General features: G+C 66.0%; 8 protein-coding genes and 2 pseudogenes. 5 read left to right on the plus strand and 5 right to left on the minus strand.

Annotated elements, in window-relative coordinates:
- Window positions 1-152 precede the first annotated feature (152 nt).
- From CR157_RS14070 to CR157_RS14090, 5 genes are all read left to right on the plus strand, one after another.
- Window positions 153-671: an Hcp family type VI secretion system effector gene (locus tag CR157_RS14070; protein WP_110284166.1), complete on the plus strand. Its 519-nt coding sequence runs from the start codon at window positions 153-155 to the stop codon at window positions 669-671.
- 254 nt (window positions 672-925) lie between these two features.
- On the plus strand, window positions 926-3,079 hold the full coding sequence (locus tag CR157_RS14075) for a type VI secretion system Vgr family protein (RefSeq protein ID WP_110284167.1): 2,154 nt from the start codon (window positions 926-928) through the stop codon (window positions 3,077-3,079).
- Window positions 3,064-3,891, plus strand: coding sequence for a DUF4123 domain-containing protein (locus CR157_RS14080; protein ID WP_110284168.1), 828 nt, complete (start codon window positions 3,064-3,066; stop codon window positions 3,889-3,891). Before CR157_RS14075 ends, CR157_RS14080 begins: the two co-directional genes overlap by 16 nt.
- Window positions 3,888-7,178, plus strand: a complete 3,291-nt coding sequence (locus CR157_RS14085; protein ID WP_110284169.1) for a hypothetical protein — start codon at window positions 3,888-3,890, stop codon at window positions 7,176-7,178. Before CR157_RS14080 ends, CR157_RS14085 begins: the two co-directional genes overlap by 4 nt.
- A 16-nt stretch (window positions 7,179-7,194) precedes the next feature.
- A complete protein-coding gene (locus tag CR157_RS14090) occupies window positions 7,195-8,169 on the plus strand; it encodes a tetratricopeptide repeat protein (RefSeq protein ID WP_110284576.1) in 975 nt (324 codons plus the stop codon).
- Between the two features lie 419 nt (window positions 8,170-8,588).
- On the opposite strand, the gene CR157_RS14095 is transcribed toward CR157_RS14090, so the two are convergent.
- The 5 genes and pseudogenes from CR157_RS14095 to acnA all read right to left on the minus strand — a co-directional run.
- Window positions 8,589-9,926 carry a serine hydrolase gene (locus CR157_RS14095; RefSeq protein ID WP_110284170.1) on the minus strand — a complete coding sequence of 446 codons (1,338 nt, stop codon included), beginning with the start codon at window positions 9,924-9,926 and terminating at the stop codon, window positions 8,589-8,591.
- A 172-nt stretch (window positions 9,927-10,098) separates the two neighbouring features.
- A pseudogene (locus tag CR157_RS14100) lies at window positions 10,099-10,266 on the minus strand (GTP-binding protein); the annotation flags it as partial.
- Between the two features lie 7 nt (window positions 10,267-10,273).
- Window positions 10,274-11,029 (minus strand): sulfite exporter TauE/SafE family protein, encoded by a 756-nt coding sequence (locus CR157_RS14105; RefSeq protein ID WP_110284172.1) that lies wholly within the window; start codon window positions 11,027-11,029, stop codon window positions 10,274-10,276.
- Between the two features lie 211 nt (window positions 11,030-11,240).
- A pseudogene (locus CR157_RS23060) lies at window positions 11,241-11,498 on the minus strand (transposase); the annotation flags it as partial.
- 488 nt (window positions 11,499-11,986) lie between these two features.
- Window positions 11,987-13,391, minus strand: a 1,405-nt coding sequence (acnA, locus tag CR157_RS23065) for an aconitate hydratase AcnA (protein WP_258364178.1), incomplete at its 5' end; no start/stop codon positions are given.

Here is a 13,391-nt window from a genome sequence, read left to right on the forward strand (position 1 = left end):
GACCCGGGCAATACCTTGCCTAATCCCATTTAGCCCACTCCATCAAAAACAGCTAATCAATTGATGGGCAATGATTTTCCCGACCTTGGCACGCCGCCTGCTCTATCAGGGTGTCCATCGGACATTCTCTTACCTCGTCAAGGAGCAGGCTCATGCCGACACCTTGCTATATCAGCATCGAAGGCCAGACCCAGGGCAACATCACCGCCGGGGCCTTCACCCCCGATTCCGTGGGCAACATCTACGTGGAAGGCCACGAGGACGAGATGCTGGTCCAGGAGTTCAAGCACGTCGTCACCGTGCCCACCGACCCGCAGTCCGGCCAGCCCTCCGGCCAGCGCGCCCACAAGCCGTTCATCTTCACCGTGGCGCTGAACAAGGCCGTGCCGCTGATGTACAACGCCCTGGCCTCCGGCGAGATGCTGCCCAACGTCGAGCTGAAGTGGTACCGCACCTCGGTGGAAGGCAAGCAGGAGCACTTCTTCACCACCACCCTGACCGACGCCACCATCGTCGACATCAACCTGCGCATGCCCCATGCCCAGGACATCACCAAGGCCGAGTTCACCCAGCTGATGGACGTCTCCCTGGCCTACCGCAAGATCGACTGGGAGCACACCGTCGCCGGCACCTCCGGCTCCGACGACTGGCGCGCGCCGATCGAGGGCTGAGGGTCAGCCTGGCGTGATGTCCTGCCCGCTCCCCGCTCGCAATCTCTCCGACGCGGGCGGGGCATCCCGCCCTTGGCGTCACGCGGCCAGTGCTTGCCCGACGAGTGCTGGCCGCGTGGCGTGTCAGCGATCGCTGACACTTCCTGTCAGCTTTCGCCCCTTCGGGCCGTGGCGCCCTTGCCATGCCGGGGCACTCACGTAACCTGCCGGGCAATGGAGTGCCGCGCAATACGCCTTCCAGGAGGGAAGCCCAGATGGCCAACGCAACCGGACTGCAGTTCACCCTGGCGCTCGCCGGGGCCATTGAGCCCGACCTGGCGGTGGTCGACTTCACGCTGACCGAAACCCTCTCGGCGCCCTTCGCGCTGGTCGTCAATCTCGCCAGTCGCGACGGCGACCTCTCCCCCGAGACCTTCCTCGACCGCGAGCTGACCCTGACGATCTGGCAGGACGGCGCGCCGCTGCGCCGGGTCCACGGCGTGGCCACCGCGTTCGGCCGCGGCGATCGCGGCCACCGCCGCACCCGCTACACGCTGACCCTCCAGCCGGCGCTGTGGCGCCTCGGCCTGCGCCACAACTCGCGGATCTTCCAGCGGGTCTCGCCGCTGACCATCATCAACACCCTGTGCGAGGAGCGCGGCCTGCGTGATGTGGCCTTCGCGGTGACCCGCGAGCCCGCCGAGCGCGAATACTGCGTGCAGTACCGCGAGACCGACCTGGCCTTTATCCAGCGCCTGGCCGCCGAGGAGGGGCTGTTCTACTTCCACGAGTTCGAGGAGGCACCGAACGGCGTCCACCGGCTGGTGTTCGCCGACGACCCCCAGGTGCTGGTCGGCCTCGGCGAGCGTACCTACCACGGCCGCGCCGGCGGCACCGCCCCGACCCGCCATCTGCGCAAGCTCTGCCAGGTGTCGCGGGTCAGGCCGGCCTCGACGACGCTCAAGGACTACTCCTTCAAGCAGCCGGGCTATTCACAGTTACATCAGGCCCAACCGCACGATCGCCAGACCGGCGGCCTGGAAGGCCACGCCCAGCGGGGTGTTGTTGGTAGAGAGTACGAGCACTACGACTACCCCGGCCGCTACAAGGCCGACGCCTCCGGCGAGGCCTTCACCCGCATCCGCCTCGAACACCTGCGCCACGATGCGCTGACCGCCGAGGCCGAGAGCGACCTGCCCGAGCTCGCCCCCGGTACCCGCTTCACCCTCACCGATCACGATGCCGACAGCCTCAACCGCGACTGGCAGGTGGTGACGGTCAAGCACCACGGCGAGCAGCCCCAGGCTTTGGAAGAGGACGGTGTCACCCAGGGCGACGCCGAAGGGATGGGCATGACGCGCTACCACAACGACCTGGTGCTGACCCCCGCCGACACCGCCTGGCGCCCCGCGCCCGACCCCAAGCCCCGCGTCGACGGCCCCCAGGTCGCCGTCGTGGTCGGCCCCGAGGGCGAGGAGATCCACTGTGACGCGCACGGCCGGGTCAAGGTGCAGTTCCCCTGGGATCGCTACGCCGAGCCGAATACCGCCGGGGCTGGCGGCGAAGCCGCTGAAAGAGGCGCCAGCGCCTGGCTGAGAGTGAGCCAGGGCTGGGCCGGCGGCGGCTACGGCAGCATCGCCATCCCGCGGATCGGCCACGAGGTCATCGTGTCATTTCTGGAGGGCGATCCCGATCAGCCGTTGATCACCGGGCGCACCTACCACGCCGCCAACACGCCGCCGTACCCGCTGCCCGAGCACAAGACCCGCACGGTGCTGCGCACCCAGAGCCACCAGGGCGACGGCTTCAACGAACTGCGCTTCGAGGACCAGGCCGAACGCGAGCAGATCTGGCTGCACGCCCAGAAGGACCTGGCGCTGCTGACCAATAACGACCGCACCGAGGAGATCGGCAACGACAGCTTCCTCAGCGTGCACCACGACCGCATCGGCGAGATTCACGCCGACGAGCACCACACCGTGCGCGGCAACCGCCATGAGCAGACCGACGGCAGCCAGCACCTGATCGTGCAGGGCAGCCTGCATGTCCAGGCCGGCCAGGCCTGGCTCACCGAGAGCGGCCGCGAGCTGCACATCAAGGCCGGCCACAAGGTGGTGCTCGAAGCCGGCAGCGAACTGACGCTGAACGCCGGCGGCAGCTTCCTCAAGCTCGACGGTAGCGGCGTGACCCTGGTCGGGCCCACGGTGAAGGTCAACGCCGGCGGCAGCCCCGGCAACGGCTCCGGCCAGGCCGCCGAGTCGCCGCTGCTGCCGGGACGGGCGGTGCCCGAGGGGCATGAGGCGATACCGCCCACCGCCCTGCCCAAGCTCAAGGATTACCAGCTCTCCGACGCGACGCTGATGCCGCTGTGCGGCAAGCTGAGCGATACCACCTGCAGCCGGGGGGATTGCCCATGCCTGGCTGGTTGAACCGGATCGGCGAGCGCAGCCAGCGTGTCGACGCCGTGGCCGCCTGCATCGCCGCCCAACGCCCCGTCTATGTGGTACTCGACCAGCGCCGCGCCCCCGAACGCTGCGCCGCGCTCGTGGGGCAGCCCGGCTGGCACGACTTCCTGACCCTGTTCGCCGGCACGCCCCTGGCGCCGCTACTGGAAGCGAGCCCCTGGCTGATCGAACTCACGCTCGGCAGCGAGGCCTGGCAGGCCACCGAGGCCCTGTGCCGCGAGCAGCGCATCGGCTGGGCCTTCCAGCCGGCGCAGGACACCCGCCTCGATGACCTGGCCGACCACCTGCACCGCCTGTTCGTGCTCGACGACCCCCATGGCGGCCAGTCGCTGGTCAACGTGCAGGACCCGGCCGCCTGGACGGCCCTGGTCGCCGCCGGCAGCGACACCAGCTACGCCCACTGCATCGGGCCGCTCGGACAGGTCGCCACCCCCACTCCCCTACAGCACTGGCAGGTCTGGCAACCTGCCGTCCACGACGGCGAAGCCGAGGTGCCGCCGCTGACCCACGAACTGGAACGGGCCCTGAAAGAGGTCCAGCGCGCCTGGTGGCTCAGCCAGGCGGCCGACATACCGCTGCAGGAGCTGCCCCCGGCATGGCTGGAGCGGCTGACACAGCTCGCCGAGGCCGACATCGCACGCTGGCGGGACAGGAAGCGCCTGCTGCCCCTGGTGCGCCACGCCGATGCTGCAACGTGGCGTCACGCTCAAGCCACCCTGCTCGACGCGAGCCTCACCGTGCAGCAGAAAATCAGCGAACTGGAGCGCCATTCATGACCTCGAACTCCCGGCCCGGTAGCCTGCATTCCCCGCTGATCCTGCCCGAATTCCAGCTCCCCGCCTACGAGGGAGGCCGCGAAGCCCCCGCGCCGATGGCCTGTGAGGCGGCCCCCTGGGCCGACATCCTCTATCTGACCGGAACCGGCGCCTTCTGGCTGCTCACCGAGGAGGTCGCCGACGCCCTGCACGAAGCCGCCGAGGAGCTTGCCGGCTGGGTGAAAGTGGAGGACCCCATCCAGCGCATGGAGCACCTCTCCAAGGATGCCGGCGTGATGGAGTGCTTCCTGCCCGCGCGCCCGGAAAACTTCCTGGATGAGGCCGAGCGCGAGCAGGCAGGCGAGAAGCTGAAGCGCCTGGGCGAATTGATGCAGGAACGCGGTGATGATGAGATGGATCCGGCTCAGCGCGTCAGCGCCCATACCCCCCTGAGCGAGAATCCCTGGTTCTGGGTCTTTCCATTTCCTGTCAGCGCCTCCCGTCTCTGGAACTGGAACGACGAGGAGACCCGCCTGGTGGGGGAGCTTCATGTCCTCTATCGCCGGGGGATGGAGCGCGCCAGGGAGGAAGGCTATGTGATCGAAGGCGGCGGCTACTATGGCCCCTGGGAAGCGGAGATCGAACAGGCGCTGGAAACCTATCGGCAGTGCCGTGCCACCATCATGCGTACGACAGCCTCCGTCGACCAGCCGGGCGCCTTGCTCCCGGTACGGGAGGCGCTGGTGGAGTACCAGGCCTTCCTCGCCGACTGTGAATCGATGTCGCCCAAGGACTCGTCGCGCTGCGCCGTTATCGGTGATTTCGTGAGTAGCGAGGCTGAGCGGCTCGATGCCGACCTGCGAGCCTACTGCGACAGCATTCTCGCGCTTGCCACCCTGGGCGTCGCCACGCCGGAGTGGGCCCTGGCCGATGCCCCGGCAAACGTTTCCGGCGCCGGACTCGAGCCCGGTATCGAGGCATTCGATCACTACAACCGTGTGCTGAAGCAAGCCGCAAATCTGTTCGGCGAAGTGGAAGCGAAACTCGGGCAGTGGGCCACGGCCACCGCGCATCGATCGGCACTGCCGATTCACCTCTTCGAGGCGGAACGACAGGCCTTCAACCGACTAGTGGAGCAACTGGACGTTCTCTACCAACTGGCCGAAGCGCAGGTACAGCGCATGCGCCCGCAGCGGGTGCTGTTCTGGCAAGCGGACATCAGTGACCAACGCCATGCCCTGGGCTATCGTCGCCAGGACATCGACGTACTGGTACGCAAGGACTTCCCGCTTCGCGAATTCAGCTCGCCCCGCGCCGAGCAGGCGCTGAGCCACGTCAGCCTCCGCCATCTCATGCAAGAGGTGCTTGAAGCGGACCGGCCGGCGCTGCTGCGCGACCTCGAGCAGGATGGCGTGCTGCCCGCCACGCTCTGGGAGGCCAACGAAACGGCCCTGTCCAACTGGTTGGCACGGCGCGGCTGCGATCGCATCGAGCGGCGAGCCGAATGGTTCGAGGAGCGCCTGGGCTTCTTCGTGCCCGACGCCTTCTTCACCTGGCTCGAGGCCCAGGGCCACGAGGTGGCCTCCCTTCAGCAGCAAGACGCCAAGCGCGACTGGGCGGAAACGCTGCAGCGAATCCTGTTCACCGGCCCCAGCCGTGAGCGCCTGCGCCTGTTCGATGCCAGCGCCCAGGCGCAAATGCTGCGCCTGGTGGGCATGCCCCATGCCTCGCTGAACGATGCGCTGGATACCCACCTCGACGAACCGGTGACCCTGATCGATCGTGAGGCCTCGCTGGAACTCTTCGAGTGGGAAGAAAAATCGAAGGCGGAAGGCTCGGTATCGGCGCAAATGCAGCAGCGTCGCGAAGTTGCCGGCGAGCGTAACATCGGCGGCCCTCGCCACGGCCCCTGGCGTGCCAGTGAGGGGGCAAGGGGCACGCCGCGCCCCAGCGCCGGGGCCAAGTACCAGTTGGCGTTGAAAGGCACCTACAGCCTGGCACGTGGTGAGATCAGCCTGGGTACGCTTCACCTTCCTCATGAAAGCGATGCCGTACCATTCGCCGCGGTGCTGACGCAACGCCAGAACGAGCTACGCGATCTCGGCTGCTACTCGTTGCAAGTGGCGGCGGTCGCCAAGGGATTCGCGGGCGCCACCCTGGCGCTGACGGCCGAAACCGGGCTGGGCTTCGACCACAATGGTGTCAAGCTCACCGGGCTCGAGTGGGCTCAGCGCGAGGCCCAAGGGGCCACCTTCAAGGCCTTTGCCGGTGCCACGGTGGGCGTCAATACGCGCTGCAGCATGCGCTGGCAGCCCCCGGCCGACATCACCCGGCAGTTGCCACAATTGGCCGACCGCGACTGGCTGACCCTGAGCAACCAGCAGGCCGAACTCACCGCCTGGCGCACCCTGGGCCATGCCGTGCTGGGGCTGGAAGCCGCCGGCGGGATCGGCGGCGAGCTCGGCCTGCGCCTGGGCATTCACCAGGGGAAGTTCGTGGCCTACTTCAAGGGCAGGGTCGTGGCGGGCAAGGGCGTGGGCGGCCAGATCGCCATGGAGCTCGACCTGCAGCAGCTCAACCTGTGGCTGATGATGCTCAGCCAGGCGCTGCGCGACAACGACTACGCCTTCGTCGACTGGGTCGACCGCGACGCCTTCGAGGGCATGAGCCGCCTCGCCTACCTGGCCACCACCACCCTGCTCGACGTGGGCCTGCTCGCCGCCCAGGGGCTGGACGGTATCCAGCGCCTCTACGACCTGATGACCCAGAGCGAGCACGCGGGGATGGTAGCCCATGCCATCGTCAATGATCCCCGGCGTGATGAAATGTGCGCCTGGATACAGCATTTGCCCCCGGAAGCGCTGGGGCCGCTACTCAATACGCTGGCGACCCCGCCCGGATGGCGCGGTTATACCATCGACGGCGTGCACTTCGACCGGAGCCAAGCCACCGACCTGCAGCAGATCGCCATCGCCAACTGCCTGGGCTGGCTGGAGGATGGCTATACCGCCAGCGGTCACTACGACCGCGCCAAGACCCAGCACCTGTTCGAGCGCGCGGTGGCGCGGATGTCGATGGATGGCACATACGACAGGTTCCAAAGTTGGGTGCAGGCGTATTGCCATAACCGTGAGCGACTGGATCAATTTATGAAGCAAATTGGGTCGACTGGGCTTGCTGGTAGAGATGCTGCGATGGCACGTGACAAGTATCGCCTTATCGCTAACCGGATGGGGACAGATATTGACGAATACCGTCAGGTCGTATCCACACGACGCGGCACCCGAATCCGCTATGAAGAACGCTAACTCAGTGGCGAACAGCATGTTAATCAAGACGTTTCTGGCAATAGCATTACTGGTGTTATCAACTAGCAGTTGGGCCCTGGAGCCCGCGGTGCAAGCGGCCAAGGACGAGGGGATGCGGCTATGGGGCATTTCAGAGTGGATCGAGATGCAGCCCTATCTGGAGCAAGCCGCCGACGCCGGTGACGTGGAAGCCATGTATTACCTGGGGGAGGCGACCCGCCTGCTGGATCGCGGCCTGTCACAAAGGGCTATGGCGTGGTATCTGCAGGCCGCCGAGCAGAATGACGTCTACGCCATGCTGCGGCTATTCCAGGGCGGGGCCTGCATCGCTGGCGATGTCTGTCCCGAGGAACACGAAGACTGGCGTGAAGCCGCCCTGGCCATAGCCAAGCCCCAAGCCGAGGCCGGCGACCCGGATGCCATGCTGGCGATGTTTCATGTGTACCGTATGTTCGATCAGCCGCACTGGGCCGGCGACTGGCTGGAACGCGCCGCCGAGGCGGGCCAGCCCGAGGCCCAGACCATTTTAGGTAACCAGACCCTCGAGGGACGCGGCTGGTACCTGACCAACGGCCGCCGGCTCAGCGCTGCTGAGGAATGGCTCCGCAAGGCAGTGGACCAGGAGCATGTGCCTGCGATGGTAGCTTTAACCTCAGTGCTGGAGAAAGAAGGTGAATATTCCGAGCTATGGTCCTGGGGAGAACGTGCCTCTATGCTTGGGTCTCGAATTGCCAGAGTTGTGCATGGCGAATGCCTTATCGTTCCAGAAAGGGCAGAGTACTGCCGCACGGAAGCAGATCCTGTTCAAGGCTGGGCAATGCTCTACGCTGTTGTGGAAGAAACAGGCGACAATACGGCGAAGCACATACTCGAGCAGGAGCGTTCCAAACTAACGTTGGAAGAGCTAGAAGAAGCTAAAGCTCTGGCAGAACGTGAATGGATCGGCCGCGAGCCTCCACTCTCTAACTTTCCTCCGCGCTTTGGCTACTAGGTCGGCATGCGTACCGTTATCGCCTTGTTGATCGGCTTGCTGGCCCTGTCGTCTCAGGCTTGGGCACTGGAGCCCGAGGTACAAGCCACCAAGGATGAGGGGATGCGATTCTATAACATTGGTCATTCAACGGCAGCTCTACCTTATCTTCGTCAGGCAGCGGAAGCGGGTGATGTGGGGTCCATATACTACTGGGGTGAAGCCAATCGACGCCTGGCTCGAGGATATTCCACCAAGGCAGTGGAGTGGTATGCCCGGACTGAGCCCTATACTGAAGAGCCCCCTCCAGAGCTGCATGATCGCCTATGCAGTTCTGGAGGGGGCTCTTCAATTCGCGGCAACGCCTGCTCTCAGCCTGAATTCGCTCCGGGGATCAGGCCACGGCCCGCTTCCCGTCAGCGGCTCGCGTGCGGCAGCCACTAGAGCCCGGCGTTGATCACCATGCAGTCCATGCCTTCCTGTACCAAGCTGCGGCAGGCGCGGTAGGCCTGGTTCTCGTCGAGGTTGACCAGGCGGGCGCGGAAGACCTTCTGCGGCCCGGTGGTCTCGTCCACGTCGATACGCGCACCGGCCAGCTCGCTGGTCAGGCGATCGGCGGCACGGGTGGCCAGGCTGCGGGCATTGTCGGCATTGCTGAAGGCGCCCACCTGCACGCCCCAGCCGCCGCTCGGCCCTACCGGTTCGAGGCGATGCACCACCCGCTCGGAAGAGGCGGCCGGCGGCTCGGAGCGCGCGATCAGGTCGCGGATCGGGTCTTCCGCGGACCCCTGCTCGGTACCCGAGCGCACGGCGGGAGGTGCCGAGGTGGCCGCCTGGCTGTCGATCGTGGAGGTCTCGAGGCTGGCCAGCAGGGTTGACGACCCGCCGCCGGGTGCCGCGGGAGTCTCCGGTGCCTGCCTGCCGCCGCTGTTGGCAATGAAGTCGCCGGAGAAATCCGATTGTGCGATCCAGTCGCCGCGGTCGAGCAGCGAGGCACGCACGAAGCCGCGGTCGAGCAGGTCGGCCATATGGGCATCGCGGGACTGAGCGGTGAAGCCCCCCATCACCACCGAGAGGATGCGGCGGCCGTCGCGTATCGCCGAGGTGGCGACATTGAAGCCGGAGGCGCGGATGAAGCCGGTCTTGAGGCCGTCGGCCCCGTCATAGTTGCGCACCAGCCGGTTATGGCTGGTGTGGGTGGTCCCACGGTAGGTGAAGCTCTGGGTGGAGAAGTAATGATAGTACTGCGGGAAGTCCTGCATCAGGCGGATCGACAGGGTCGCCATGTCCCGCGCGGTGGTGGTCTGGTCGTTGTCCGGCAGGCCCGAGGCGTTGCGGAACTGGGTGGCCGGCATGCCGAGCTCGCGGGCCTTGGCGGTCATTATCTGGCCGAACTGGCGTTCACTGCCGCCCAGCGCCTCGGCGACGACCACGGCCACGTCGTTGGCCGACCGCACCACCAGGGCGAGGATGGCATCCTTCACCGCGATGCTGGAGCCGGCCTTGAGCCACAGCTTCGAGGCCGGCATGGCGGCCGCCTGGGCCGACACCGGCAACGCCTGGTGCAGGCTCATGGAGCCATTCTCCAGGGCCTCGAACAGCAGGTAGAGCGTCATCATCTTGGTGAGTGACGCCGGATAGCGGGTTTCGTCGGCATTGGCGGCGTGCAGCACCTCGCCGCTCTCGACGTCGACCACGATCGCCGCATAGCGCGGATTGGCCTGGGCCGTCGTGGCGATGGACACGGCCAGGCACGCCAGCAGCACGAATGCCACCATGCCATGGCGCCGTATTGTGGTTATGGTTGCGGTCACCATATGCGTTCCCTCTGAATTCCCTGCGAGCCCAAAAGGCGGCTTCTCATAGAGCATTATGAACAGGATTTCCGCACTGTACAGGATGCTAAACGTGGAACAAGGGCAGTTTTTGCCGGTTACATTGTGTAATCCGTCATTGCCAGGCCGGAAAGGGGTCCGGCAACGTCCTCCACACCGCCTTGCCGGCCAGCAGTTCCCCGTCGGTCAGCAGGCAGTCGTCGAGGGCTCGGCAGATCCGCTTCCGGTCAAGGTGCTGGCCGATGAACACCAGCTCCTGGCGCATGTCGCCGAAGGGCTCTCGCCGGCCATCACCCCGCCAGCCGCTGCCACCCCAGCCAGATCAGGCGCAGCGCCAACAGGGTCAACCCCCCCTTGAACAGCGTATCGAAGCGGCGGTCGGAGAGCCGGTGCAGCAGCCGCAGGCCCAGCCAGGTGCCCAGGAAGCCCGCCGCCACCATGGCCAGCATCAGCGGTAGCCAGGCGTGGAAGACGAAGCCGGCGACGCCGAACACGAAGGCCTTGGTGAGGTGCTGGAAGGTCATGCAGGCGGCGAAGGTGGCCACCCGCGGCAGGCGCTCGCTGAAGTGTTGCTTGATCACCGCGGCCACCAGCGGGCCGGTCGCCCCCACCAGGCTGGAGAGGAAGGTGGTCAGGGCCCCGGCCAGCAGGGTGCCGCCCCGGCCGAGCAGCCCCCGGGGCCAGCCCGGCCCCCAGCAGGAGTAGAGCACGAAGGCGGCGATGCACAGCTCCAGCACGCCGGCGGGCAGGCGCACCAGCAGCCAGGCGGCGGCCAGGGCGCCCAGCACCACCCCGGGCAGGAAGGCGGCCAGCAGGCCGCGGTCCAGGTACCGCCAGGTCATCAGCGCCCGGCCGCCGTTGGAGCCCAGCTGCACCATGCCGTGTACCGGGATCAGCGCCGTGGCCGGCATCACCTGGGCCATGGCCAGGATCAGCAGGGTGCCGCCGCCGATGCCCACCGCGGCGGAGAGTCCCGAGGTAAAGGCCGAGAGCAGCACCAGGCCCAGATTGACAGGCCCCGCGAGCGGCGAGAGCGCTTCAAGCATCGTCGCCCCCCGCCGCTCGCCGCGCGCTGCATGCCGCCGCAGCGACGCTCAGTGTTCTCCCCCGATTGCCTGTCATCCGCTCTCGCTCCTCTTCCGTTCCCTGGACCGGCCCCAGTATAACGGCTGCACGGCGGTGGGATCTCGTGGTCAGATCCTGACCTCCTCCCCATGCCGACCTGCCCGCCCTGAAGTGCCCCCCTCCAGAGCTGCACAGGATCTCGTTGGCTTGCTTCAGCTCGCGGTTCTCACGTTCCAGCGCCTTGATCCGTTCGCGCTCGGTGGTGTTCGTGCCTTCCCGGCGCCCCGCGTCACGCTCGGCCTGCCGGACCCAGCTCCGAAGGGTTTCCGGCTTGCAACCGATCTTGGGGGCAATGGCACCGATGGTCGCCCAATGGAAGGGTTAATCGGCCTCGTAGTCGAAGACCGCCCGCTGACGGACCTCAGAAGCATATCTATTGGAAGTGTTCATGACTCCATCCTCTCAAGGTTTGGAGCTTCCAGGAATCCCGGTACGGTTCAGCCTATAGGCCCCATGAACAACGGGCTCAAGGCATATACGAAAGGTTGCCGAATTAATAGCCAGCGTTTCCCTCAGGCTTCCTTCAGACTTCCCCTTGTTGGAGACATCCTTACCATCGGCTAATACTTTCCCTTGCCTAGCGTTCAGCGACTTCCACCCCGGGGCACTGCTCTCGAGAGCAGCACCAGTCAGGAACTTAACGCCATGCGCGGCGCACAAAAAAGCGGCCTATATAAGGCCGCAACAAACGATCAAAACAGACACTAAGCCTCTAGGACTTTATGTGCGATCCCAACATAGCGACATTAACATTGCTGTATTCGGCACCAACGCCAGGTAAAGAATGACGCCTATAACCCGCATAAATGTCAAGCCATTGAGCCGGCGCATAAACATACCCAACACCGACAGTCTCGGCGTGATCCCCTTTTAACCTATTAAACAACTCCGATCATCCTGCGCAGCACGTAGTGGAGGATGCCGCCGTGGCGGTAGTACTCCAGCTCGTTGGCGGTATCGATGCGGCACAGCGCCTCGAGCTTCTTCTCGCCCTTGTCGCTCTTGATGGTCACCGTGACCCTGCCGCCCGGGGTGAGCTCGCGGAGCCCCTCGATGGAGACTCGCTCGTCACCGGTCAGGCCCAGGGTCTTGCGGCTCTCGCCTTCCGGGAACTGCAGCGGGACCACCCCCATGCCGATTAGGTTGGAGCGGTGGATGCGCTCGTAGGACTCGGCCAGCACCGCGCGTACCCCCAGCAGGCGGGTACCCTTGGCGGCCCAGTCCCGGCTGGAGCCGGTGCCGTACTCCTTGCCGGCGATCACCACCAGGGGTGTGCCCTCCTGCTGGTACCTCATGGCGGCATCGTAGATCGCCATCTGCTCGCCGGAGGGCACGTGACGGGTCTCGCCGCCGACCACGCCATCGAGCATCTCGTTCTTGATGCGCACGTTGGCGAAGGTGCCGCGCATCATCACCTCATGATTACCGCGACGTGACCCGTAGGAGTTGAAGTCCACCGGCTTCACGCCACGCTCCTGAAGGTAACGCCCGGCGGGGCTGTCCGGCTTGATGGCGCCGGCCGGCGAGATATGGTCGGTGGTCACGGAGTCGCCCAGCATGGCCAGTACCCAGGCGTCCTTGACGTCCTCGATGGCATCCGGCTCGCGCCCCATGCCCGCGAAGAAGGGCGGGTGCTGAATGTAGGTGGAGTCCTTCGACCACTGGTAGACCTTGCTCTGGGGGACCTCGATGGCCTGCCACACCTCGTCGCCGTCGAAGACCTCGGCGTACTCCTTGCGGAACATCTCGGTCTTGACCTGCTCCACGGCCTCGGCGATCTCCGCCTGGCTGGGCCAGATGTCCTGCAGGTAGACGGGCTTGCCGTGACGATCGACGCCCAGCGGATCCCGGGCGAGATTCTTCTGGACGTTGCCGGCCAGGGCGTAGGCCACCACCAGGGGCGGCGAGGCGAGCCAGTTGGTCTTGACCAGCGGGTGCACGCGGCCCTCGAAGTTGCGGTTACCCGAGAGCACCGAGGCCACGGCCAGGTCGCCGTCGTTGATGGCCTGCTCGATGGGCTCGGCCAGCGGCCCCGAGTTGCCGATGCAGGTGGTGCAGCCGTAGCCCACCAGGTTGAAGCCCAGGGCGTCGAGGTCGTCCTGGACGCCGCCGGCGGCCAGGTAGTCGGTGACCACCTTGGAGCCCGGGGCCAGGGAGGTCTTGACCCAGGGTTTGGTGGTGAGCCCCTTGGCCAGGGCATTTCTGGCCAGCAGGCCGGCGGCCATCATCACGCTGGGGTTGGAGGTGTTGGTGCAGGAGGTGATGGCGGCGATCACCACGGCG

The sequence above is a fragment of the Halomonas sp. LBP4 genome, from assembly GCF_003202205.1.
In the GTDB taxonomy this organism is placed as follows: domain Bacteria; phylum Pseudomonadota; class Gammaproteobacteria; order Pseudomonadales; family Halomonadaceae; genus Halomonas; species Halomonas flagellata.

Bases quoted from the DNA above. Each gene is read 5' to 3' on its own strand.
- CR157_RS14070 (WP_110284166.1), top strand. From the start codon at position 153: ATGCCGACACCTTGCTATATCAGCATCGAAGGCCAGACCCAGGGCAAC.
- CR157_RS14075 (WP_110284167.1), top strand. From the start codon at position 926: ATGGCCAACGCAACCGGACTGCAGTTCACCCTGGCGCTCGCCGGGGCC.
- CR157_RS14080 (WP_110284168.1), top strand. From the start codon at position 3,064: ATGCCTGGCTGGTTGAACCGGATCGGCGAGCGCAGCCAGCGTGTCGAC.
- CR157_RS14085 (WP_110284169.1), top strand. From the start codon at position 3,888: ATGACCTCGAACTCCCGGCCCGGTAGCCTGCATTCCCCGCTGATCCTG.
- CR157_RS14090 (WP_110284576.1), top strand. From the start codon at position 7,195: ATGTTAATCAAGACGTTTCTGGCAATAGCATTACTGGTGTTATCAACT.
- CR157_RS14095 (WP_110284170.1), bottom strand. From the start codon at position 9,926: ATGGTGGCATTCGTGCTGCTGGCGTGCCTGGCCGTGTCCATCGCCACG.
- CR157_RS14105 (WP_110284172.1), bottom strand. From the start codon at position 11,029: ATGCTTGAAGCGCTCTCGCCGCTCGCGGGGCCTGTCAATCTGGGCCTG.